Annotated in this window: 26 protein-coding genes; 5 read left to right on the top strand and 21 right to left on the bottom strand. The window is 39.5% G+C overall.

Going from position 1 to position 24718, the window contains the following annotated elements:
* Positions 1–458: 458 nt before the first annotated feature.
* A complete protein-coding gene (locus AB4Z45_RS31975) occupies positions 459–1028 on the bottom strand; it encodes an NUDIX hydrolase (RefSeq protein WP_430058061.1) in 570 nt (189 codons plus the stop codon).
* 90 nt (positions 1029–1118) lie between these two features.
* Here AB4Z45_RS31975 and mciZ point away from each other — a divergent pair, with 90 nt between their 5' ends.
* Entirely contained in the window at positions 1119–1283 is a 165-nt protein-coding gene (gene mciZ / locus AB4Z45_RS31970; protein ID WP_339203333.1) for a Z-ring formation inhibitor MciZ, read from the top strand.
* Positions 1284–1421: 138 nt separating this feature from the next.
* Here mciZ and AB4Z45_RS31965 read toward each other — a convergent pair whose 3' ends face one another.
* Positions 1422–2552 (bottom strand): M20/M25/M40 family metallo-hydrolase, encoded by a 1131-nt coding sequence (locus AB4Z45_RS31965; RefSeq protein ID WP_441913607.1) that lies wholly within the window; start codon positions 2550–2552, stop codon positions 1422–1424.
* A gap of 96 nt (positions 2553–2648) precedes the next feature.
* Between AB4Z45_RS31965 and prli42 the strand changes: the two genes are divergently transcribed.
* Positions 2649–2750, top strand: a complete 102-nt coding sequence (prli42, locus tag AB4Z45_RS31960; protein ID WP_161807522.1) for a stressosome-associated protein Prli42 — start codon at positions 2649–2651, stop codon at positions 2748–2750.
* Here the strand turns inward: prli42 and lipB are convergent.
* The 5 genes from lipB to lpdA all read right to left on the bottom strand — a co-directional run bounded on the left by lipB (position 2736) and on the right by lpdA (position 8435).
* Positions 2736–3443, bottom strand: a complete 708-nt coding sequence (lipB, locus tag AB4Z45_RS31955; RefSeq protein WP_339203337.1) for a lipoyl(octanoyl) transferase LipB — start codon at positions 3441–3443, stop codon at positions 2736–2738. The genes prli42 and lipB overlap by 15 nt on opposite strands.
* 17 nt (positions 3444–3460) lie before the next feature.
* Complete coding sequence (locus AB4Z45_RS31950; protein ID WP_441913604.1) at positions 3461–4783, bottom strand: dihydrolipoamide acetyltransferase family protein; 1323 nt, start codon at positions 4781–4783, stop codon at positions 3461–3463.
* Between the two features lie 110 nt (positions 4784–4893).
* On the bottom strand, positions 4894–5877 hold the full coding sequence (locus AB4Z45_RS31945; RefSeq protein WP_076267031.1) for an alpha-ketoacid dehydrogenase subunit beta: 984 nt from the start codon (positions 5875–5877) through the stop codon (positions 4894–4896).
* Positions 5877–6911 carry a thiamine pyrophosphate-dependent dehydrogenase E1 component subunit alpha gene (locus AB4Z45_RS31940; protein ID WP_430057921.1) on the bottom strand — a complete coding sequence of 345 codons (1035 nt, stop codon included), beginning with the start codon at positions 6909–6911 and terminating at the stop codon, positions 5877–5879. The genes AB4Z45_RS31945 and AB4Z45_RS31940 overlap by 1 nt, the downstream gene beginning before the upstream one ends.
* Before the next feature lie 96 nt (positions 6912–7007).
* Entirely contained in the window at positions 7008–8435 is a 1428-nt protein-coding gene (lpdA, locus tag AB4Z45_RS31935) for a dihydrolipoyl dehydrogenase (RefSeq protein WP_441913602.1), read from the bottom strand.
* 216 nt (positions 8436–8651) lie between these two features.
* On the opposite strand from lpdA, the gene AB4Z45_RS31930 reads away from it, so the two are divergent.
* Positions 8652–8945: a DUF2627 domain-containing protein gene (locus AB4Z45_RS31930; RefSeq protein ID WP_441913600.1), complete on the top strand. Its 294-nt coding sequence runs from the start codon at positions 8652–8654 to the stop codon at positions 8943–8945.
* A gap of 89 nt (positions 8946–9034) precedes the next feature.
* Here AB4Z45_RS31930 and coaD read toward each other — a convergent pair whose 3' ends face one another.
* Positions 9035–9517 carry a pantetheine-phosphate adenylyltransferase gene (coaD, locus tag AB4Z45_RS31925; RefSeq protein WP_076267027.1) on the bottom strand — a complete coding sequence of 161 codons (483 nt, stop codon included), beginning with the start codon at positions 9515–9517 and terminating at the stop codon, positions 9035–9037.
* 136 nt (positions 9518–9653) lie between these two features.
* Between coaD and AB4Z45_RS31920 the strand changes: the two genes are divergently transcribed.
* Together AB4Z45_RS31920 and AB4Z45_RS31915 are read left to right on the top strand one after the other, a co-directional pair.
* Positions 9654–9821 carry a mechanosensitive ion channel protein MscL gene (locus tag AB4Z45_RS31920; protein WP_144376707.1) on the top strand — a complete coding sequence of 56 codons (168 nt, stop codon included), beginning with the start codon at positions 9654–9656 and terminating at the stop codon, positions 9819–9821.
* 290 nt (positions 9822–10111) lie between these two features.
* The gene (locus AB4Z45_RS31915) at positions 10112–11332 is read left to right on the top strand and encodes a GNAT family N-acetyltransferase (protein ID WP_441913598.1); all 1221 of its coding nucleotides are present in this window, start codon (positions 10112–10114) and stop codon (positions 11330–11332) included.
* A 145-nt stretch (positions 11333–11477) separates the two neighbouring features.
* On the opposite strand, the gene AB4Z45_RS31910 is transcribed toward AB4Z45_RS31915, so the two are convergent.
* The 13 genes from AB4Z45_RS31910 to AB4Z45_RS31850 form a co-directional block, all read right to left on the bottom strand.
* Positions 11478–12182, bottom strand: a complete 705-nt coding sequence (locus tag AB4Z45_RS31910; protein ID WP_441913596.1) for a YHYH domain-containing protein — start codon at positions 12180–12182, stop codon at positions 11478–11480.
* 71 nt (positions 12183–12253) lie between these two features.
* Positions 12254–13234 carry an NERD domain-containing protein gene (locus AB4Z45_RS31905; protein ID WP_441913594.1) on the bottom strand — a complete coding sequence of 327 codons (981 nt, stop codon included), beginning with the start codon at positions 13232–13234 and terminating at the stop codon, positions 12254–12256.
* Between the two features lie 510 nt (positions 13235–13744).
* The gene (locus AB4Z45_RS31900) at positions 13745–13900 is read right to left on the bottom strand and encodes a hypothetical protein (protein WP_441913592.1); all 156 of its coding nucleotides are present in this window, start codon (positions 13898–13900) and stop codon (positions 13745–13747) included.
* Between the two features lie 839 nt (positions 13901–14739).
* Positions 14740–16500: an ATP-binding protein gene (locus AB4Z45_RS31895; protein WP_441913590.1), complete on the bottom strand. Its 1761-nt coding sequence runs from the start codon at positions 16498–16500 to the stop codon at positions 14740–14742.
* A complete protein-coding gene (locus AB4Z45_RS31890) occupies positions 16493–17695 on the bottom strand; it encodes a hypothetical protein (RefSeq protein WP_441913588.1) in 1203 nt (400 codons plus the stop codon). The genes AB4Z45_RS31895 and AB4Z45_RS31890 overlap by 8 nt, the downstream gene beginning before the upstream one ends.
* A gap of 162 nt (positions 17696–17857) precedes the next feature.
* Complete coding sequence (locus AB4Z45_RS31885; RefSeq protein ID WP_441913586.1) at positions 17858–18136, bottom strand: hypothetical protein; 279 nt, start codon at positions 18134–18136, stop codon at positions 17858–17860.
* Positions 18137–19094: 958 nt separating this feature from the next.
* Positions 19095–19982: a hypothetical protein gene (locus AB4Z45_RS31880; RefSeq protein ID WP_441913584.1), complete on the bottom strand. Its 888-nt coding sequence runs from the start codon at positions 19980–19982 to the stop codon at positions 19095–19097.
* A gap of 180 nt (positions 19983–20162) precedes the next feature.
* A complete protein-coding gene (locus AB4Z45_RS31875) occupies positions 20163–20360 on the bottom strand; it encodes a hypothetical protein (protein WP_441913582.1) in 198 nt (65 codons plus the stop codon).
* Positions 20357–20716: a hypothetical protein gene (locus tag AB4Z45_RS31870; protein ID WP_441913580.1), complete on the bottom strand. Its 360-nt coding sequence runs from the start codon at positions 20714–20716 to the stop codon at positions 20357–20359. Before AB4Z45_RS31870 ends, AB4Z45_RS31875 begins: the two co-directional genes overlap by 4 nt.
* Positions 20717–21132: 416 nt before the next feature.
* On the bottom strand, positions 21133–22371 hold the full coding sequence (locus AB4Z45_RS31865) for a hypothetical protein (protein WP_441913578.1): 1239 nt from the start codon (positions 22369–22371) through the stop codon (positions 21133–21135).
* A gap of 231 nt (positions 22372–22602) precedes the next feature.
* Positions 22603–23037, bottom strand: a complete 435-nt coding sequence (locus AB4Z45_RS31860; RefSeq protein ID WP_441913576.1) for a hypothetical protein — start codon at positions 23035–23037, stop codon at positions 22603–22605.
* 3 nt (positions 23038–23040) lie between these two features.
* Positions 23041–23982, bottom strand: a complete 942-nt coding sequence (locus AB4Z45_RS31855; RefSeq protein ID WP_441913609.1) for a tyrosine-type recombinase/integrase — start codon at positions 23980–23982, stop codon at positions 23041–23043.
* Between the two features lie 134 nt (positions 23983–24116).
* A partial coding sequence (locus tag AB4Z45_RS31850) for a reverse transcriptase domain-containing protein (protein ID WP_441913574.1) occupies positions 24117–24718 on the bottom strand: 602 nt, incomplete at its 5' end.

Below are 24718 nucleotides of genomic sequence, written 5' to 3'. Positions count from 1 at the left end.
CTTGAGTTCTTGAGTTCTTGAGTTCTTGAGTTCTTGAGTTCTTGAGTTCTTGAGTTCTTGAGTTCTTGAGTTCTTGAGTTCTTGAGTTCTTGAGTTATTGAGTTATTGAGTTATTGAGTTATTGAGTTCTTGAGTTCTGCAGTTATACAGTTCACAGAGTTACTATTGTACAAATTTACAGATTTAAAGATTTAAAGATCTACAGATCTACAGATCTACAGATCTACAGATCTACCGTACCAGGCTCCCAGAGTTCCATAGCTCTACTGTTCTAAAGTTCTACATCTCTACAGCTCTACAGCTCTACAGCTCTACAGATGTACATCTCTACATCTCTACAGCTCTACATTCCTATAAATTTAAAAAATCACTAAATTACCCAAGGGGTTGTCTTACTTTTCATTATATGAGGGGTTTGAGAGAGGTATGACGGGTATGTTGTGGGAAGACAGGGTCGGTTAGAACCGACCTGTCAAAGTGTATAGTTTCCAAGCGTAGACGGCTAGGATCGTTTTGGCGTCGCTAATACGGCCTTCTTGGATATAGGCTTCAGCTTGCTCGAGAGTGATGGCTTCAACCTTCAAGTCTTCATCGTCGTCAGGATTGATTACGCCCTGCTCCACTTTATCAGTGAAATAAATATACAGCTTCTCATCTGCAAACCCTGGTGATGTATAGAAAGCGCTAAGGAGAGTCAAATCATCAGAGCGGTAACCCGTCTCTTCTTCAAGCTCACGAGCTGCTGCTGTCATCGGATCTTCGCCAGGGTCAAGCTTGCCAGCAGGAATCTCGATTTGGAATTTTTCCAGAGGCTTGCGAAATTGCTCCACTACTAGCAGCTTTCCGTCCAAAAGCGCCATAACTGCTGCTGCACCCGGGTGTTTTACGATTTCTCTAGTTGCGGTTCTGCCGTCTGCAAGCGTGACGGTATCAACCTGCAGCGTAATCATTTTACCTTCAAAAATAGGCTCGGTCTTAATCGTTTCCTCACGCCACAACTCAGCTCTTTGCTGCTCTTCCACTCGTATTCGCTCCTTAAAATTGAATTTGATTCTTTCGCATAACTTGTCCTGCCTCTGCATAACTATCATTATATCAAATCGACAGGGGAGATTAATATGAAACAATATGTTGCACTCAATCACTTGCGCTTAGTAGGAAAAGGCTGGGAAATAAAACATCAGCTGCGCAAGCTTTCTGCTTCATCCTTATCAAGAACACCCATGTCCGAATATACAAATGTCATCAGCGTACGCCGTGTTCCTTTGGAAAAAACGAATTAATCATGTCACGGACGCATGCATTTAGACAAAAACCCTCCTTCCGCGATCAGCCAAAACTGAGCCGCAGGATCGAAGGGCTTTCTGTCATTTTACGGCAGGGCCAATCGAAGCTATTGCTTCTTACGACCTCCGCTAAAACTATTGTGCTTCAGACGCTTGTTTAATAATTTCAACGACAAGCTCAGTCGTCTTCACTAAATCATCAACCTTGATCTGTTCTTTCGTCGTATGAATATGCTCATAGCCAACAGCTAGATTGACTGTAGGAATGCCTAAGCCGTTAAAAATATTTGCATCGCTTCCCCCACCAGAATGGAACGTACGCGGTGTACGTCCGATTGCTGTGATTGCTTTTTTGGCGAGCTGTACTACTGGATCTGCATCATCGTATTGATAAGCAGGGTAAATGATTTCACTTTCAAGCTCTCCTCGTGCACCAAACTCCTCTGCAGCACTCTCAACCGCTTTCCGCATCGCAACAATCTGATTGTCCAGCTTATGCTGTACAATGCTTCTCGCCTCAGCATACAGCGTCACAAAATCACACACAATATTTGTAGCGCCACCGCCCTCGAATCGACCGATGTTCGCCGTTGTTTCTTTATCTATACGTCCAAGCGGCATTCTTGCAATTGCTTTTGCAGCAACTTGAATGGCACTGATCCCATCCTCAGGATTAACGCCAGCATGTGCTGAACGACCATACATTTTGATCGTAACTTTCGCCTGTGTCGGTGCTGCTACTGCTATATCACCAACGGCGCCATTCGAATCAAGCGCGTATCCAAACTTAGCTTCCAGCTTCGATGCATCCAGCGAGCGTGCGCCAAGTAGACCTGATTCTTCTCCTACCGTAATGACGAATTGAATGCGCCCATGCGGAATGGACTGCTCCTTAACGACTCGGATTGCTTCAAAAATGGCAGAAATGCCTGCTTTATCATCAGCGCCAAGAATCGTTGTTCCATCGCTTCTTATATAACCATCAGCGTCAAGCTGCGGCTTGATGCCAACACCAGGTGTTACTGTGTCCATATGGCATGTAAAAAAAATCGTTGGTGCAGATGCTGCTCCCTCTGCTTCCCATATTGCAAATAAATTCCCTGCTCCATGCCCAGTTTTAACTGCTGCATCATCTTCGCTAATTTGCAAGCCAAGCGCTTCAAACTTTTGCTTTAGCACACGGCTTATTTCCTGCTCGTGTTTTGTTTCGCTATCTATCTTCACCAATTCCATAAATTCATTCACTAAACGATCTTTTGTAATCATTAACGTTTCCTCCGTCCATAACTTTCGTATACAATAGAGTAAATGACAAGCTCATAGCAAGCTATGACGTTCCAAATCAAGAAAGGGGTTTTTCATATGCGCAGACAGCGATTGATTCGAATTGTTGCCATCGTTCTCGTATCGGCATTAGTTTTATCATCCTTGCTAGCTGGTCTTGGATCACTATTTCTTTACTAGGTCCAATTCACATCTGAATTCTTTCACAAAATGAGGGAGCAATTGGTTCGCCGCTTCCTCAACCGATAAATCAAGCCCTGTTAAATCATTAAAGGATGTTACGCCGAACTGCTGGATACCGCAAGGAATAATCCCACTAAATCCTTCTTCGGCAATGCCAGATTTAATATTAAGAGCGAATCCATGACTCGTAATAAAGCCCCGCTGATGGCGGGCTTTATTAAATTTTACGCCTATGGCCGCTATTTTCAGATCACCGACCCATACTCCTGTATATTCCGGCTTTCTGCCCGCTTCTATACCATACTCGCTCAGCCAATTAATAATGACTTGCTCAAGGCTCCGCAAATAGGCATGCAAATTAAGGCCTACTGCATCTAGATAAAGAAGTGGATAGCCGACCAGCTGGCCAGGGCCATGATAAGTAATATCCCCGCCGCGGTCGATTTGATAAAAAGCGATACCTCGTTCCTTAAGCTCTGCCTCATCAAGCAGAAGGTGCTCAGGATGTTTGTCAGAACCCATCGTATACGTAGGCGGATGCTGAAGAAGGAGCAGCGACTGATTGCGCTCCTCCTTATCAATTTGCTTTATATATGTTTTTTGCAGCTCCCACGCTTCCGCGTAATCGAGCATGCCTATATATTGGGCATCCAGCCGTCTCAAGCTTTTTGCGTTATCCGCTTCAGCCATGATCGTGCTCCCCTTTTCTAATACAATTTGCTTTCTAGATTAAAGCTCTCTAGATTATCCTTCACACGCTGTAAGAAACGACCACAAATAACGCCGTCCAAAATCCGATGATCAAGTGACAAACATAAGTTAGCCATTGAACGAACAGCGATCATATCATTTATGACAACGGGACGCTTCACAATGGATTCAAACGTTAGAATGGCAGCCTGCGGATAGTTAATAATCGGATATGACAATATAGAACCGAAGGAGCCTGTATTGTTAACAGTAAACGTTCCGCCCTGCATATCAGACAGCGTCAGTTTACCTTCTCTCGTTTTACGAGCAAGCTCTTCAATTTCTTTGGCAAGACCGGCTACGTTTTTGTGATCAGCATTTTTGATAACAGGTGTTAGGACAGAATCCTCTGTACCAACCGCCAGCGCGATGTTAATATCTCGCTTCACTATGATTTTATCAACAGCCCACATGGAATTCATGATTGGCACATCTTTGATTGCATTAACGACAGCTTTGAGCAGGAATGCCAAATACGTCAAATTAATGCCTTCGCGCTTCATGAAATCATCCTTAAGCTTATTGCGCAGAAGAACAAGATTCGTTACGTCTACTTCAATCATAGTCCATGCATGCGGTATTTCACTTACGCTTTGTCTCATGTTGCGAGCAATCGTATTCCGAATTGGCGTTACATCAATGAAGCTATCACCACGACCAGCTCCCGATGCTCCTTCCACTTCGATTTTTGGGAACCTTGGCGTTTCCGTCAAATGCAGACCAGAAGAACGCACCTGCGCAGCAGCATCTACAGTTCTGGCTGCAGGCACAGCAGCATTCCCGTTAGAAGCTTGATTTCCACCAGCTGCTACATAGGCAAGTACGTCTTTACGTGTGATACGTCCGCCTAAACCGGTTCCTGGAACATCGGTAAGACGAATGGAGTGTTCAGCTGCCAGCTGCTGTACAGCCGGTGAGAAACGATTGCGCATTGGAGCGTCTTGCAAATCTATTTCACTTACTTGTGTGGTAGTTGCCTCTCTTGGTGTAGCCGTCTGGGATTCCGCAGCCCCAATTCCGGCATCCTCAGCAGAACCTTCTGTTTCAATTATGCAGATTGGAGTGCCGACTGGAACGGTCTCCCCCTTGCCAACAAGGATACGAACAAGCTTGCCGGCTACAGTGGAAGGCAGTTCGGCATTCACTTTATCTGTAATAATCTCGCAGACAGGCTCGTAAACATCAACCCAATCGCCAGGCTGCTTCAGCCATTTATCGATGGTAGCTGATACAAGTGATTCTGCTAGTTGAGGCACGACGATTTCCGTCATAGTTTTCATAATTCACATCTCCCTACTGGCCGAGGCGTAAACGGCTACCGCCGTCCTTCGGCGGCGCAGCATACGTTTCGCGGTGACATATAAGCTTAGTACTTTAGACTTCTTATATTTTAATAAAGCGCTAGCTGTCGCATTGCTTCTTTTACTTTATCTTTGTTGAGCATAAAAAACTTCTCGCCCGGCGGGTTGATAGGCATCGCTGGCACGTCTGGTCCACATAGTCTCATAATCGGAGCATCAAGCTCATAAAGCAGCTCTTCTGCGATGATCGCTGAAACTTCTGCACCTACGCCGCCAGTCTTATTGTCCTCATGGATAATAAGCACCTTGCCTGTTTTTCTCACCGCTTCAAGAATGCCTTCTTTGTCCAGAGGCTGCAGCGTCCGTAGATCGAGAATATGAGCGCTAATGCCCTCAGTCGCTAGATCTGCAGCCGCCTGCTCGACAAAATGAAGAGGCAGACTATAACCGATAACCGTAATGTCATCGCCTTCGCGAAGAACATTCGCTTTGCCAATAGGAACAATATAGTCCTCTTCTGGAACTTCATCCATAATGAGCTTGTAGCATTTTTTATTCTCAAAAAACAATACAGGGTCCGGATCGCGCACAGCTGCTTTTAGAAGCCCTTTCGCATCGTATGCACGGTATGGAGCAACAATTTTCAGACCAGGTGTACCGAAAAATACCGACTCCGTACATTGTGAATGGTACAGTCCTCCAAAAACACCGCCGCCAATAGGAGCGCGAATTACGAGCGGGCAAGTCCAATCATTGTTCGAGCGGTAACGGATTTTGGCCGCTTCGCTAATAATTTGATTGGTGGCCGGAAACATAAAATCTGAATATTGCATTTCAGCAATGGGCTTCATGCCATACATCGCTGCGCCGATTGCAACACCTGCAATGGCTGACTCTGCAAGCGGAGTATCAAGAACACGATCCTCGCCGAATTGCTCCAGCAATCCTTTGGTTGTTGTAAAGACGCCGCCTTTAAGACCAACATCCTCACCCAGAACGAAGACATCTTCGTCTCGTTCCATTTCTTCCTTCATCCCTTGGCGAATTGCATCAATATATTCAATAACTGCCATTATTCCGTTCCTCCTTGATCAGCATCATCCGCATAAACGTGCAGCAATGTAGATTCCGGCGTCGGGAACGGCGCTTTATCGCCATATTCAGTAGCCTCGTCAAGCATCTTGCGAATTTTGGCTTGAAGCTCAGTTTCAAGCTCTTCGGACCATATCTCGCAATCAATCAGATATTGCTTATATTTTGGGATGCCATCTTTCGCACGGTTGGAATCAACTTCTTCCTTCGTACGATAAGCGAGATCGTTATCTGAAGTAGAGTGTGGTGAAATACGGTACATCATTGCTTCAATCAATGTTGGACCTTCGCCTGCAATTGCGCGCTCACGCGCCTCCTTCACAACACGGTACATCTCAAGCGCATCGTTACCGTCAACCTGATATCCAGGGAAACCATAACCAAGTGCACGATCGGCAACTGTACCTGCTAATTGCTTGTGAATAGGAACTGAGATTGCATATTGGTTATTTTCGCACATGAAAATAACAGGCAGCTTATGTACTCCAGCAAAGTTGCAGCCCTCATGGAAATCGCCTTGATTGCTCGAACCTTCACCAAATGTAACAAAGCTAACAAGAGGCTTGTTTTTCATTTTTGCCGCAAGCGCTATGCCTACCGCATGAGGAACCTGCGTTGTTACTGGACTTGAGCCCGTTACGATTCGCAGCTTCTTCGAGCCAAAGTGGCCAGGCATCTGGCGTCCGCCGCTATTCGGATCTTCCGCTTTGGCGAAAACCGACAGCAACAAATCACGCAGTGTCATACCAACAGAGAGCACGAAGCCATAGTCCCGATAATAAGGTAAAAAATAATCTGTTTCTCGATTAAGTGCATACGCAGCAGCAACCTGTGCTACCTCTTGTCCTACACCTGATACGTGAAAATTGATTTTCCCTGCACGCTGCAGCAGCAGCATACGCTCATCAAACTTGCGAGCAGTCACCATCGTTGCGTACATATCAATTGCTTGCTCATCGCTAAGCCCTAATTCCAAATGACGAACATTTTGCCCAGTAGAAGCAGATTGGGTCATAAGGTGTTCCTCCTTTTGCGCGCTATTATAACCTGGTACTAAGACTTGATCATATATATTATAACTCCAATTGAACCAAAAAGAAAACAGTCTTCATTAGAACGATATCGCTCGATCATCTACGGCGAGCATCGCTTCTCCCAGCGCCTCTGAAAGCGTCGGATGAGGATGAATCATTTGGCCAACTTCCCAAGGTGTTGCGTTCAGAATTCCAGCGAGTGCTGCTTCGGATATTAGATCCGTTGCATGAGCTCCAATCATATGAACACCAACAATATCGTTGGTCTTCCGATCAGCGATTACCTTGACGAATCCTTCTTTCTCTCCTAAAACAATAGCCTTGCCAATCGCTTGAAACGGAATTTTACCCGTCTTTATGTCATGCCCTTTCGCGCGTGCTCCATCCTCTGTCAAGCCGTAAGAAGCAATTTCCGGACGGGAATAGATGCACCTTGGTATCAAATGAGCCTCAATCGCAACGGGTTTCTCACCGCAAATATGCTCAGCAGCAATTATGCCCTCATGCGCAGCAGCATGAGCGAGTTGAACGCCGCCAACCACATCGCCAATGGCATAAATATGTGGCTCGCTCGTTTGACCGAACGCATTGACCTCGATCACACCGCTCGATGTGCGAACATCGGTATTTTCGAGACCCATGTTTTCCACATTCGCTTGGCGTCCTACAGATACCAATAGCTTTTCTGCAGTCAATATTACGTCACCATCTTGGGTAGCTGCAACGATAGACACTTCACCGTTTTCACCTTTGTATTGATCGGTCTGCAGTTGAACGCCAGTCAGCACACGTACACCGCGTCCACGCAGCACTCTTGTCAGCTCAGCTGAAACCTCTGTATCTTCACCAGGCAAAAGGCGGGAGCCCGCTTCAACCAAAATAACTTGAACGCCAAAATCATGCAAAAGCGAAGCCCATTCAACGCCGATAACCCCGCCGCCGACAATAATAACGGATTTTGGCAGTTTGTCCATAACTAACGCTTCATCACTGGTCATTATATATTCGCCGTCTGGTGTTAAACCAGGCAGTGTACGAGGACGAGATCCTGTAGCAATAATGAGATTAGTGGATACAACTGATTCCATTTCACCGTCCGGCAGCTCAACGGCTAATGAGCCACTTTTTGGAGAGAAGATTGAAGGACCGATGACTCTGCCTTTGCCTTGAATAATTTGAATGCCATTCTTTTTCATTAGGCTTTGAAGTCCACGATAGAGCTGCTCTACGGTTTGATCCTTACGCTCTTGTACTTTGCCATAGTTGAGTGATATCGCCCCATCTGCCACTTGGATGCCAAATGAGCTTGCTTCAAGCAGCGTTGAATATACCTCAGCGCTTCGGAGCAGCGATTTACTCGGAATACATCCTTTATGTAGGCATGTGCCGCCAAGCTTGTCCATTTCGATAATGGCAACCGATTTTCCTAGTTGTGCAGCACGAATGGCTGCTGTATAACCGCCAGGCCCGCCTCCGAGCACTGCTACATCTACCTGTATAGCCATAAAATCATTCCCTTCTAATAACCATAACTATATACTTTTTTTGCCTATTCATATAACTCTCAAAGATGCCCATTCGCATTGTAACATGTCATCCATCCCTATTGTACCTGTTTTTAATGACGAAAACATCGTCGTTTTACGAAATAGACACTCTACACGTAAAAAGGTATGATAGAGCTAACTGTATATTTTGACCGATAAGGAGACACTGTATTTATGAAATTAGTTGCTGCTCGCTTTATTGCTATCCTCATGCTCGTTATTCCAGGCTTACTTGCTTGCTTCGGTTTTCTGAAAATGAAAGATTCGGTATTCGTGTATTTCTCTGAATTCGGAAATGAAACCATTACGCCAGATTTTGATTGGCTCAAATTTTTACTTGGATTTATCATGTTCGCTGCAGGTGCAGGTTTTATCGCGGGCTGGACTTTTTTTCGCGACCGCAAACGGAACTACGTTGCTACTAGGTTCAAGCAGAAACGTCCTCGTCCGCCAAAGCCACAAAGCTAGTTTTATACAACAATCATAATTAAAACCGCTCATGTTCGGATCGTTTTGATCCTAGCTTGGCGGTTTTTTTTATGATAAATTTGTAAAAACTAGGTATAATCCACGTAATCAAGCATTTGCGCATACGCTTTTGGAACCATATACGAAGCTGCCAGCTCCGTCTTATCAGACATAAGAAACATTCTAACGAGCGAGCTGCTCGTTTGCATGTAATGCGTGTAAGGAGATAAATAAATCGTATCCGCCAACGTAGTATTACGAATATATTGCTCAAGCTGCAGTTCATATTCTAGGTCAGTTGCATTTCTAATTCCCCGTATGACTACGTTAATATCATGCTCATTTATATAGTCAGCCACAATGCCTTCATAAGGAATAATATGGATTTTATCATCCTTTGGCACAGATAAAGCGACCAGTTCCGTACGCTGCTCAATCGTAAAATGATGTTTTTTTGATCGATTATTGGCGACTATAATATGAACCTCACTAAATAATTGAAAGGCTCTCTCTATAACGGACACATGCCCGAGTGTAATCGGGTCAAAACTTCCTGCGTAAACGGCTCTCATCCTGTCACCTCTCCTTGGATATTTTACATAGCGATGATGCTTTCCAAAAAAAATTACAATTGTCCGCATTTCAATTTATGATCTCATCATACAACAGCACTATTATGAAATTAACCAAAAGAAATGAGGTGCAATCATGAAAATTGTATTCGATGTTACCGTAGATGGAAAAGTAAAAGAGACAATCCAGCCACAAACGCAGCGCCTTAAAGAAATTCATAGCTTTATAAAAGCAGAATCGCATGGTTTAATCAAGAAATATGGCAGCAACGTTTATTTAAACCGAAGAGTTGTTTACAACTGAGGCATCCTTGATGGCCTTTTTTTTTTTTGAAAAATCCAATTTAACTTAAAATCCAACTCCTCCAAGCTCGGCATTCACTTAACTCACATCCATGTCTGTTTTTGATTAATCAGATCAATTGTAGGACATCCTCAGCATATAGAAAACTTTTCACCATTCGCCAATAAACATTTTGAATCAGCAAATTCGAATCATGTGCTTCATTCCCTTCCAAATAGGGCTAATTTGTTTGCACTTCTAAGGGATGGTAAAATACTTGGATATGTTTAAATAAATGGAGGTCGTCACCTATGAGTCGACGGAAATTGCATGACAGACTCAAGTTAAAAAAAATCGAAACCCAGCATGGCGAGCAATTCAACAATTTATTGCGCTATGTTTTTCAAGTGACCAATCGCGATTTACAAACCTTTGGCTGGGAAAATAGAGAGATTGCAAAGGCAAAACTTCCCGTACTTCAGTATGCTGATGTTCAAGGGTGGTTTGATGGCGATAAACTTATATCTCAGCTTGCTGTATATCCCTTTCAGGTAAACATCTACGGACATATTTATGAAATGGGTGGACTGACAGGAGTCGGAACCTATCCCGAATATGCCAATTTGGGCTTGATGAATAAACTCATGCTGCTTGCCTTAAGCAAAATGCGTGAGCGGAAACAATCGATCTCTTACTTATACCCCTACTCAATTCCTTATTACAGACGCAAAGGCTGGGAGATCATTTCCGATAAAATTTCTTTTGAGGTTCCGGACACTCAGCTGCCTAAGCTAAAAAACGTACCTGGTCATGTTGAACGTGTAACCATTGAACATCCTGACATCAAAACAATATATGAGCAATTTGCCCGCTTGCACCATGGTGCTATGCTGCGAAACGAGCTCGCTTGGGAAGAGTATTTGCGCTGGGATTTAGATGATATGACTGTAGCGATCTATTACGACAATAACGACTCACCTATGGGGTATTTGCTGTATTGGATTGCCGAAGAGATCTTTCACATGAAAGAAATGATCTATATTAACGAAGAGGCACGCACTGGATTATGGAACTTTGTCAGTGCCCATTTCTCAATGATTACTCTTGTAAAAGGGGATATCTATAAGGATGAGCCTCTTGCATTTATATTGGACGACGGGGATATTAAAGAAACCATTGCTCCTTATTACATGGCACGAATTGTAGATATCGTATTGTTCATCGAGCAATATCCATTTGAAATGCAGGAAAAGGAAAGCAGAATAGTTATCAATCTCCATGATCCAATGCTTGAATGGAATCAAGGAACCTTCACCCTCACGGTTGACACAAACGGAAAAGGCCATATGACCCATGGCGGCATCGCACCATCGGTAGTTATCGACATTCCCGCTTTAACGACGATGTTAATGGGTTACAAGCGGCCAACTTATCTTGCACGTATTGGCCGTATGCAGGCCGATGACGCGTCCATCCGTAAACTGGAGCAATTGATTAATCAGGAGCGTCCGTATTTCTCTGATTATTTCTGATTAAGTGAATTTCGTTTTGTTCCCCCACATATTGCAGCTGAATTAATCAAAAAAACCACTGATCAAAAGATCAGTGGATTTTTATTGCTATGATTCTTTCTAAAAACTTACATGATATTTCTTCTTAGCCAGCATAATTAAATGACTAATAAGATAAATATATTTTCGAATTCTCAATTGAATTAATTTTACCATCTATCAACGCCATTGCAGAACGTAATGGAATGTAATAATAGCCTTCAGCTTTAATAGCTTTTACACCAGTATATTTATCATTTAATAAAATCTTTTTGTCATCTGTAGTTATTTTAATTATTATCTTATCTTTCTTTAAAATTACATTTCCTACTTTATCTTGCTCAATACTAAATTTAAAAGAATTCGAAAAATCCCTAACAGAGATGTAACTTGAATTTTTGACGCTAATTAGTTGGCTATTAAGATTCATATATTTGTTGTTAACATATAAATTTAAATCTAGATAAGTGAATACTTCGCCATCAATTGTATAGCGGTTACAATCCCAGTTACGTTCGTAATAATTAAAATATGTATCAGTTGATTTATAAGTATCTTTTAGCTTTATACAATGTGGAGCTGGAGGATATTCATTACTTATAACTTTTACCTTAGTAATTTTGGTAGAAGTGCTGGAAACGTTTGTACTTTTATTGCTTGATCCACCATTATGATAATGATAACCAGAGCATAAACCTTTGGACTTAGATTTTGCTGAACAATTATGTCCTCCATTACTATCCGTACGACCTGAGTGAGCTGAAGTAAGTGTAGGCATTACTACTAATAAAAAAAGTATGAATGATAATATAATTCCTAAGCTTTTTTTCATGAAATTTCCTCAATCCTCCCAGAATAATAAATCCTTATTTTCAATTTCCATTTCAATGATTTTAATCTTAGCTATTGTTTAAAAAAACTTAAAATAGCACCTCCATACTTTTCAACCTTAACCTTTCCAAATCCCTTTACCTCCAATAGTTCCTCTTCTGATCTTGGATATTTGGATATAATATCTTCCATTTCATTGTTATTAAAAATATAATACGCTTTCACATTTTCTTCTCTAGATGTTTTCAATCTGTATGCCATCAATTCTTCTCTTAAAATCTGATCATCTTTTCTTGCATAGGTATCATCTGAAATTTGGTATTTTGTAATTAAATCCATTTCAATCGGGGAGTTTACTTTGATAAGCAGATTCGCAATATCGAGCATTTCCTTCTCACCCAAATCGTACTGGTTCGATTTATCATTTTGATACTTTTCTAAAGTGGTTTTAATCTGATCGTACTTTATAAGAGTTTTCTCTACTTCTGCTGGACATTTATATTTCTTTATTATTGTTTTTGGGTTTGCCATAACAACAAGTGATAAGATAGGCATATTATTGATTTTCAGCTCTTTTGACAGTAGATGTTTAAGTATATCAACATGTCTTTTATTTTGAGTTACCGGGCTATAGATTCCTTCTTTATATTCCTTCCCATACCTATTCTTAATCGTTCTAATAAAATTTCCATCCTGATCTATGTTTATATTTCCACTCAACTTTTTTGTTTCTAAGATACATGTAAATTTATTTGATATGACTACAAAATCAAGCTGTGCAACATAATCTTCATAAACAACTCTTACATCATGCAAGCAAATGATAGGGAGGAATGAATGCTTCAATTCGAAATATACATTGTTTTCACCATCTAGCCCATATTTTAGTAGCTTAATGTCTTTCTCAATGTTATCTTTTTTATCTCCATCTGAAACCTTATTTAGCAGATCATTAAGATTTGCAAGTTGCAAACTATCTTTTGAAAAATCCTTAATGAATGTTGGATTTTGAATTGTTCTTTTTTGACCAAATAATATGTTTAATATAGACATATGCAGTTCTCCTTGGTTATCAGTTTTTATAGATCGTTAGTAGGAATAAGCTCTTTAAACATAGTTATATTATACCATATTTTATCCATAAATGAGTTTTATTGAATAATTGCTTTTAAACATGAAATAAGCTAAGAATTTAATTATTCAAGCACTATTCTTGCCATAGACTCTATGGAGAGAATTTAGTCGTGAGGAGACGATTAATAGAAAGAGTAAATTTGTCAACAAAACTAACTCTACTATAAAGTCAAATAGGACAGATAACGCGTTTTCACGATAGTCTGTCCTTAAAAATCTTCAATTTGTTTAAGGTAATTGAATGGCTTTCTTATATCTTCCGCACCCCAAATATTTCTTTTTTTCTTCACACAATCCAAACCATTATAGATCACTTTCAACTACTTCTAAAAAAACGACACACGTGCTGCGATGTTCACTCATCTTTATCACATTCGAAATAAGTCAATTTAAAAGAATCTTATAGAAGAAATCAGTGACATTTTTATCTTACTCATCTTCACTATTAACTTCCTTTGTTCCTCCACCGAAGTTCCAGCCTTTTGCCTCTATAAACTGAATGAAAGCATCTAAAAATTCATCATGATTAATGTCTTTTTCATCATTTGAGAAGACAACTCCATTAATCTCAATTCCTTTGTACATAGTTACCACCTTACCATTCAGAAATTATTATTAATTCTACAATCCTATTAATTTCCTCAAAAAAAATCCACTCCTCTTATGGGGTTTAAAGCCCAATAAAGCAGTGGATTCAAATCATATCGAATTTAAAATGACCTAGTTGAAAGGTATGAAGTCACACAATAACTAGATTACGGATAGTTATTAAAAACGAGTTTTCCTTTAACGATTCTCCCTTCTACATTCAGCTAACTTTATGCTCAATCCTCAGCTTATCAGCCACCATCGCGATGAACTCGCTATTAGTAGGCTTTGATTTGCTGATGTAAAAGGGAAACGCCTTGTGGTTATAAGATTCTTCTGAATAAACAAATCCAACTTCTCCGATATTTATCGGTATCCCGTTGAATTATTCATGGGCAATATTGCCTTACTAAAACATTAATGCTATTTCCACTCATTGTCAACACATAATAGCTGGCTACTGCGTATCGTTTTTCCCGATTCATGATTCAGTCTGACTCCAATACCATGAAATATATTCCCTATTGGTTTTGCTTCCTTGTTCTCCTTTTAATGATTCACATAAAATACGATAGAAGAAGTGGCCCCATGGGCGTTATTCAACGTAAAAACATCAAACCTGCTCCATTTTACCTGACGCCGGCTCACTTATGCAATAAGCCTTTTCCATAGTGTATAGGGGTCCTAAAACTGAATCATTCCCTATTCTCATTATAAGTTAAAAACGGGTCTAAAAAAAATCGGAGAGTTATTCGAAGCTTAATTATGCAACTCTCTTCACATATCCAGTCGTATGCTTATCTATCTTCACGATAGTTTTAAATTCTCTTGTTACCCTATTCCTTTTTCCACCGTCTAATCACATCTTCAAAAGTGATATCCTTCCACAAAGTATCCCACTCCTTGACAAATGGGATATCATCAGAAGAAGGAGCAGGATTAGGCATATTTAGTTGAACTAAGGCTGGTATAGGAACGCTGTCACCAACCAAAAGACATTGTCCTTTTCCAAGCGAAGGTAGTACATCACTTATTGAAGCGATACTATCTGGCAAAAGTCTTTTTACAAAGTTCTGGTCATTAGGATTAGTAAGTCTTAGAGCGACAAAATTATTACATTGGGCAAGAATAGTTTCCGATATCTCAGAAGGCCTTTGACTAACAATCATAGAACCAAGCCCATATTTCCTACCTTCTTTTGCTATTCTTTCAACAGACCTTTTTACAGATTTATATGAAGATTCTGTACTCCTCGGAATATAATTGTGCGCTTCTTCAAATACAATCAGAATTGGGTTATCGTTTAAAGCATTTGCTTCATTTTTAATTTTTGAGTAATGGAAGGAAAAATCAAAAATTATACGAGAAATTAGACTAACGGTAATACTAAGTACTTCAAATGGAACGCCACTTAAATCAATTATAGATACGTTTGATTTGTTGATGTACCCTATAAATTGCTTCAAAATTTCTGTAAAATCCTCTGTCTTAAATTCAGTTCGATTTTCTTTCAAAGGCTCAGTAATAAACTTAATTCTCTTGTCATTAAGAGTAGTATTTAACCTGATAACGAACCTGTCAAATTCTGTTGCAAATGGACCATCGTTTATCTTTCCTCTATCCTTAGGCCTAAACTGAATGTTTTCAAAAAGTTGATACTCTTCGCTATCTAGCCCTTGAACTGGATTCACAATTTGCAGTTCTCCAGTGTTTGCATCTTTAGTAGCAACATTACTATTATAAATATAGTTGTAAACTTCCTTTATGCTAAAATAAACAGGAGTATCATAATCGACTTTCGGTATATCACGGTTATACTTTTCTTTGTTTAGAATAATCGCTTTCCTAAGTATAGAGATTTGATTATGAGAATTACCCTCATTACTTTCAATGAATAGATTCTCTAGTTCCTCAGAGTTCATTAGCCAATATGGCAACTTTAGAGTAGATACGTCCAGATAGTTAAGAGTAAAGCCTTCATGTCCAGCTAAAGTAAACGCTTTTTTATACTCCGAGTGCATATCAAATATAATAATATGGGAGTTCTTTTGAGCTACTTTGTGTTTGTTCATGTTTTCATTGATGCCCACAGCATTTTGTAAAATCCTCGCTACAGTACACGACTTTCCAGAACCGGTAGAACCTACTACTGCAATATGTTTCCCGAAAAATTTATCACCGTCAATAAACAAAGGTACTGAATCGTTTTGGAGAAGTGTACCAAATTCGAAATTAAAATCATCATTTCGTGAAAATATCGTTTTAATTATGTCATCGTCAAGTACATGTACGTCCTCCAATGGTATCGGCAAGGAATTACTACCTCTCTTAAACACATCGCCCTGTATGGTCCCTATTGGTTGAGTTTCAACGACAAATCTCCCGTAATCAACTGTAGAAGCTTCTTGACTGTTCACTTCTTTTGCCTTTATGTTTTGAATTGAACAGATGACTTTATTTAAATTACCATCATCAATACTCAAAAATTTCCCTACTTGAAGATTCTTTTTGTTTTTCTCAAAAACAGACGCCTCATTGATTTCAACCCATACTGATTGTGGAGAACTATAAATAACTTTACCTACTGGCTCACTCATGTTCATAGCTCCTTCGAAGTTGGAATATATAATTCAGATAATTAAAAGAAGTAAAATTTAAAACCTCTTTCCTTGGCTCAGGAATTGCAACCTCTGCTACATCATTATCTAACACATAGTAATCATCAATATTATGAAGAGCGGATAACACATTCATGTTATTTCGATTAATGATTTTTATATGGCAATCACGCCTGACTATCTTTTTTCCTAATGTAACAACAGGAGGCGAGTTAATAAATCGAGTTGGAATAAATTCATCAGCAACATACCCATCCCAAGCTAGTATTTCCTGATGATATAGTATCTTACGGATATTGTTAAAACCTTCCTCGCTGAGATGTAGGCAAACAATAGGCTCGTATCTAGATAAATCCGATGTATAATACTTTTGTAATATTTCTTTAATAAAAGTAACTATATGGTCTGTCTTTTCCGATAGGAATTTATTGAATATGAAAGCACGACGTCTTAGACGATTATTTAGTGGCTCATGTAGTAAACCTCTCTTACTCTTAATCAATGTGTCGAAGCTGGCGTACTCTTTAACCCATTTACTAACCAGCAACTTTCTTTGATGTTTAAGCTTCTGTAAGATGAGACGTTTTGTAGTTTTTCTCTCATCAACAGTGCTCCTAATACTTTTTTCACTTATGTAATGGATTAGATTGGGAAGGACTAAGTTGTCGATTTCTTCTTGTTTGAATCCTTCGTTGGTCAATGCTGTATTGATAAGTCCAATCATCTCTTCATATCTATGACCAATATGAAACTGGAATTTTGCGAGGAAAGCTTCTATGTCAATACCCTGAACCTGCTGTATATATGAACGGTAACGCCTGTCTCTACTACTTAATATCTCATTACATAGAGCTTTATCTAATGGCTTAATACCCAACTGTTCGTTTGGAAAGAAAGCGTATAATCGATAATTGAGTGTCGTTAATTCAGGAAACTCCATAAAATGCTTCATCATTAATAATAATGGCTTATAAATGCTACTTAATGTGAAGTTTTCAACGGTTTCATGATATTTGCACTGGACAACTTCAATAGTACCATCGTCACTGATATCAATGTCCTCTATACCTTCACACGTAATCTCCGCATCAAGTGGAGAGTCGAATATAACCTTAATGGTTAGTAAAAACTGATATAAAAAACCTTTAATTGAGTGGTCAGCTTGTCTATCCATTCCCTCACCTGATTCCTTATCTTGATGATATTACCTCTTTTCCTACAATTCGACCTTTTTTGTCAATTTCCTTCTAGTGCAAGTCAACATCTTAATTGATAGTTGCGGATGAGTTTATATTTTGTGACCACACTATTAGTCGTATTTTACGCAATTATCGTTTTAGCTCTCCGCAAGATGAGCAAATGGTTTTAGTGCCTTCTTTGAATCAGTTGGCTTCACTGGTTTCGCTTGCAAATGGGCAAACGGTTCACTTGGCTCCACTACTCGCTTCACTACTGATTTAACTATCGGCTTACTCTTTTCTTTATCGGCAGGGGCAACAGGTGTATTAGCGGATGGATTAGGCTTGCTTAGCGATTGTGCCGCCAACTGGTCAATTTCCTTACTGCTCATGATTCTTCCCGCCGTGCTTGCACCTATAGCTTTATAATACTTCATGTTCTTGTCTCCTTCTCATTATGGTTATGTGTAACGTAATATCATAAGCAAGGCGATATACAAATTCATTAGCTTAATCTTACTTGCCAATGTCATTCCCTTATTTTCTATCTCGTATATTCACTTCTTAAGGTTTGCCCTTTAACCGATTAGAAGTGAGTTAAGCTTACGTGTAGTTTTACATTGGCAAGGCAAGTAAGGTTAACCATTATTTATTGACGCGCTTATCGCTTTTCGTCCCGTTCAATTTTCTTCTTGTAGAAGCGGTGCAACCTTGAAATCTTAATGTTTCCGCATTGGCAAGGAACATGTATGGTAAAACCGCTACTTATCAATCCTGCCCGCTTCAAATTTTGTATTCACTCATTCACTTCTCGTTTAAGCAATCTACAACATACATTCTAATATTCGACGCTAACGATTGTCCGGACGATTAAAGTTCATTACAGTGCTTTCTTAGCACTATCGGCAGGTTATTCCCCCGAACGGGGATACATATAAGATGTTGTCTTGCCAATGAAAAAAGCTTTACCAACATGCCCCGTTCATATTGATTCCGCAGGAGCGGGGCGACAAGCGGGTACATTAGCAAGGTATTAACTAGTGCGTCAGCAATGAATCTATAACAGCTTTAATATTCTTCTTACTGCTTTACCTTGCCAATGTAGGTTCTTTATCCCTTAGCAGGGGGCTAAGCATCTAACCTCAACTTGATAGGAAGATGCTTGTCAGAAAACTTGTTGCTTACGCTATATTTTATTCAATACCAATATAGATAAATTAAATCCTTATCTATAAGATAAGAGAGATACTAATTTTACATAACGCTGAAATCCCTTGTGGCTCTTGGGCTAAGGCTCTTTTCCTAATTGCAAAAATACCCCTTGATAGTGGTTTATTCCTGCAAAAATACCCCTAGATTGAGTTTATAATGCCATGAGTGACAGGAAGAGAGCCATTAGCTGCGGCTCTGTTTCGTCAAAATAAAGTCTGCTTTCACTAATTCCGACGCTACTCCACGATAAAATAATGATGAGTTGACCTTATAAACACTATTCTTTCCAGCCTTGAATGAGCCGAAAACATGCAAACCAGTCAACTTGATTCTAAGATGTTCCTTTACATTCTTTTCATCCATGCCAGTAACTTCTACAATATCCCTAAGGGATAGTGCATCTGCTTTTGCAAACTCCGGTTCGTAGGGATACCTTACAAGGTGATTGCTTTCATAGTGCATATACGGAAGTAAGCGATACAAAAAGCCAATGTCAGCGGGCTTTATGTCCTTCTGACTGTAAAGTTCCTGCATAGCGTTAATGAAAACCTTCACTAGCTTGTTCGTTTGACTACTGCCTCTTAAACAATAGTCCTTGTTGATGTAAAACGCTTTATATTCTTGCTTGAAAAGCGTAATTTTTTTGCTCTGTATTAACCCTAGTTCCATAAATTTATTGAGCAATTTTGAATATGTTCTTTTATCTCTAATCCTAAGTACCTCTGCTAGCTCCTTTTCTGTCATAGGTAGTCTTGCATGTAGCGACATTTTGAGCATGTTGGAGTAATCCATATATGTTTGCAAAAGCAGAAAATAACCTAACTCCTTTGTATTTAGCGCCTTTAACATTGCCAAATCCCTAGCCCCTTCCATATGCACCAATGTAAATGGATTGTCCGTCCTGTTCCTATAAGTTTCTATCTCTTTTCTTCTCTTAGCCGCTTCCTGCATATCAGGGGTTATTACTATGCAATCGGTTCGTTCTTCCCCATTCCCATCTATCACTCTGTTCACTCTGCTTCTTTTCAACTTTTTATCTGCTTCATCAAATAACTCACGCACTGTACTCATTCTGCTTGTCCCTTCATTTCCATTTCTTATTTTTATCTCGTTATGTATTTCTCTACTTTTCCCCGCCTAAAAAATTTAGCGGGAAGACTGATAAAATATGTACTATCCTTGCCTATGTAGCCAATTCGTATATATAGCGCCCTGCCTATTAGAACCGCTATATACTGAATCTTTATACGATTACTTTACTCGACGATTTTGATTAATGTATTTATCATGCTTCGTAGTAGCATCAAAATTTCTCGCAATTTCATCATCGACTAGCGTTGTTAAATACTCAGCCATAGTCAGTCCTTCGTGAACAGCTTGTATCTTGATAAAACGATAAATATAGTCCTCAACCCTTACCGTTAATTGTGTTTTTGAATACTCGTTCATTTTCTTTTCCCCCTTTCCAATTCGATTTCTTCAAGTAGTCCCTTTACTTTGCTCTTGATTACGCCTATCAAATGCGAATCAATTCGTTCGGTAAAGCAGGAATAAACCAGCTTCATATCCTTTACTCGAATAGCCAGCTTTCTACTTCCATTTTCTAAATAAACAAATATAAGCGATGCCTTTGCCACCATTTCAAGTGACTCCTTACAACTTTTATATGATAGACCTAGAGCCATGGAAAGCGATTCAAGGTCCAGATAATAGTCATATGAATTGTTAAATAATCCTCTCTCTTTTGCTCTATACGCATTAAGCCCACCAAAAGTAATCATGTTTCTTGCTTCAACGATTTGCATCAGTTTAGTTCCTTTCATTTGTTAGTATGAGGAGATGAGAAGTAGGTCATCTCCTCGGAGGAATACAGGTGAGAAATGAGCGTTAAACACCTGCTTATTACATAATCTTCTGCCAATGCCATAAATAATGCTTCGCATGAATGCAGCTTGTTTTCATCCTGTCTATATGTATATTTACCAATCGAGTTCGAAAAGTTTGCACTTTCACCAAGCGGGAATTTGGCGGCAAAAAAAGCAATAAGAACATAGAAAAAGCCCTCCATTGATAATGGAGAGCCTCATTTATTTTATATAACTGCTTCTGCTAATAATTGAAATGCTACATAATATGTGAAATTAAAATGTCAGGTAGTATGCTTCTATAATTCTTATCGTTTTGTTACTAACATTCTTCATTTTATTATGCTATTCAAATATCATTGCGTAATATTATACTCTTCCCTTAAACGCTTTACTTCTTCGTTTCCTTTTCCCATATTAGTATAGGCTATTTTGATTTGCTCATTGATTTGAGTGTATTCATTTACATAACTTTTGCTATCAGTTTTCCCTGTTAATACTTCACTTAATGATGCCGATGATTTACTTCTATTAATCTTTTCATACAATCCTGCTACATTGTACGAAGCATCAAGAGTCGCCTTCCAATAAGATGATAATTCTATAAAATCGTCTGATGGCAGTTGAATCATCATCATTTGCGTACGTAGTGAACTAATGATTTTTGAGTTATGTTCTTCAATCGCTTCATTGACTCTGCTTATGGAATTAATATAAGCACTTAAATAATCGGTCATTTGTTGTTTCAGTTCTTCTTGCTCTTTTTTCTTTGTATCTTCCATCACCAATTGATTAACTTGATTTCTTAATTCAATGGCATCTTCATTATTCGGCTCAACCATAAATACTAAGTCAATATACACATAAGCAAAATCATAATGCCCTAATTTTACACCATCATTAGCGATTTCCATCATCACTTCTACATACCATTTTCTTGATTCGGTTATAAAATCGCTATCATCAGTTTGCGTCACTTCGTTTATTGAGCTTGCTATTAATTTAGCCGCTTCATCAAATTTTTCTTCTGAAAAAGCGACACTTTTTAAATATGCTAAGTTTTTTCTGAATTTTATTTCCACTAAGTATTTTCCAGCTAATTCCTTATCTTTCATCTGTAACTCTGCATGATTTAATACTTTAGTTATTAGCGTTTCTGCTAGCAGAAAATTTGAAGCTTCTTTAGCAGTTATCGCATCAGAGATTCCCATTTTAATGTCAATAACATTCAGTAAGTCGGTTATTTCAGTTAATTGTGGTTTAATGAATGATTCATTTCTATATTTATCTCTTGCCGTTAATAGAGCGATTTCCGCAACATCATATTTTTTTGCTTCCATTGCTATTTTAGATTCACTGATTACTACTTCAACCTCAGAAATAATTTGTTGTTGCTTTGCTTCAATAAGAAACTCACTTGCTTGTTTCTCATTTGGTTTCTCTTCTAAAGCGCTTGAAAATGCTGTTATTGCTGAATCGTATTTCTTTTCCGATAAGGCTTGCTCGCCTATTTTTATTTGTTTCTCATATTCAGATGAACATGCAGTTAATATCATCAAACATAGCAGAACTAATAAAATATGGTTAGTTCGCATACAAAATCTACCCCTTTATATTTGATATTACAATGTAATCCAACATTAAACATTATAGCAGGCTATACACTCTCTAACTATATTTCTAATTCCGATTTGATTTCTCCGTAGGTTCTAGTAACACCTATTGCTCAACTTTTGAGCAAAGTAAAAGGAGCCTAACATAAAGCTCCTCATTTTCAGCGGCGGGAAGATTAGAAAATCAATCCTGCTCCTGCCTTCTTTACATCATCAGGAAGGCATATACCCCTTCTGAATACGTATCCTTGATAACTCCACTAATACCTGCTCCTGTACGTTTTGTAGAGCTTCAACGGTTTTATTATCATATTCATGACCATAAGCAAGTAGGCTTTGTATTGACTTCCCAACAACATCTACGCACGATTCGTCTTCCTTCACGACCAGAAGCTCATAATGGGCGGCTACGGCTTTAAAATCGTGTATAACACTATATGTGCATTCCTTCTTAGCAAACCGCTCTAATATGACTTTCCTAACCGTTCGTAGGCTTTCAATTTCCTTGATTATGGCTTTGCGTCTAAGGGGATGTTTGTGCCACCCATGCTCTAATGCAAGCTTACAATCCCTCCTTGCGGCTTCAATTAGCTCGGAGGCGGCATCTACGTCCTGTATTACCAAAAAGACTGTATTACGATTATCCATAGGCTATATCTCCAAATTAGCAAGCGGACTATGCTTCTGATATTTCTTGGCTATTTCATCATCAGTGAAGTCTAAGTATGCTTTTTGAGTAACATCAACTGAACTATGTCCAAGGATACGGCAAAGGCTAAACCAGTCACCATTATTCAAGATATAGTATTTAGCAAAGTTGTTGCGTAACAAGTGTGGATGAATATGGATTTTGACTCTTTCCCCCGCTTTACGCAATGCGCGTTCAAAATTACGTATTTCTAATTGCGTTCCTCTGGTAGTAGGAAATAAAAAGGGACTATCTGAATAGCGGTCTTTAAACCTCATCCAGTGTTTCATTTCATTGGCTGACTTGAACGAAAAGTAAACGTAGCGTTGTTGCCTATTTTTTGGATTGGTAATAAGAATGCTTTTGTGTTTGAAATCAAAATTTTCAGCTTGAAGGTTCAGACACTCGCCAACCCGCATACCCGTATCCAGCAATAAGCGAGTAATAACGTAGTTGCGGTATCCATGAAAGGTTTCCCTTTCGAATTGATTAATGACCTTCTTTATGTCCTCTGGCGTGAGAATCTTTTTAACCTTCCTCTCGACTTTCGGATTCTCGATGTTTTCAACGGGATTTTTCGGTATTTCCCGTTCCACCTGATACAAGAAGTTGAAGAATACTTTGATGTTACGAACGTAATTCGCTATCGTTGTCATACTGACTTCTTTCTTGAAATCACTTCTGCTTTCGGGATGGTTTTTCCCTTTTGATTCTTCCTTGTTGACTACTGTGTATTTGCCCCGCTCCCTTACATACTTGATGTATTGCCGAATATGTCCCGATTGCACTTTCTTCACATCGTCAATACCGAATTGATTGTCCAGATACATGATGAATAGTTTTAGCGTCTGTTCATAGCTTGCCAACGTCTTGCGGCTCAAATTCTTGGATGAGCAATACAGCATAAAGCTGTCCAAGTAAAATTCCAATCCTGTCTAGAGTAAAGGACTGAAATTCATTTCAGCCCCTCCTCATCAAACCGTACATGAGGTTTTCCCTCATACGGCTTTCCGATGTTCGTCATTCATGTGCGTGCGAGTTATACAAGCGTCTTTAAACCATGCATTTGGCTAAGAATCTTTACTTCATGTCCTGAACCGCGCCAGTTACTTCGCTGGCGCTTCTTTGTGTACCATTTGGTTAGCCGTTGGCGGATGTACCAATCTAGTTTGGTCATCCATTTGGTACTGTACGGTGTCGCATAGTAGTTCTTCCAGCCTTGTATTCTCAGGTTGAGCCAATCCACGTGTTCTTGAAACGAAACGTGCCGCATCTTTGGCGGAGCAAGTCGGTCTTTCACTACCTCCCTCACATGCTTCTCTGCTTTTATGCAGAGCCATTGTTGGGTCGTGTAATAGACGCGCTTTTGTCCCGTTTCCGCTTTCGTCTTCCGGTGGTGCATGCCGAGGAAGTCAAATCCTTCTTTACCCGTCCATAGTCCCACAATTCGCGTTTTCTCCGGATGCAAGGTCAGTTCCAATCGCTCCATAATCGTTTGTATAAGTTGAAACGCATGTTGCGCATCTTTCCTTGTTTTGCATACCACGACAAAGTCGTCTGCATACCGCGTCAGTTCTCCGACTTCTTTGCCATACTTCTCCCACAACAAATCGAAGTAATTCAGGTAGATGTTCGCAAGTA

Origin of the sequence: Paenibacillus sp. MCAF9 (genome assembly GCF_052114265.1) — a bacterium.
Classification (GTDB): Bacteria; Bacillota; Bacilli; order Paenibacillales; family Paenibacillaceae; genus Pristimantibacillus.
This window is presented reverse-complemented; position numbering and strand designations above follow the sequence as displayed.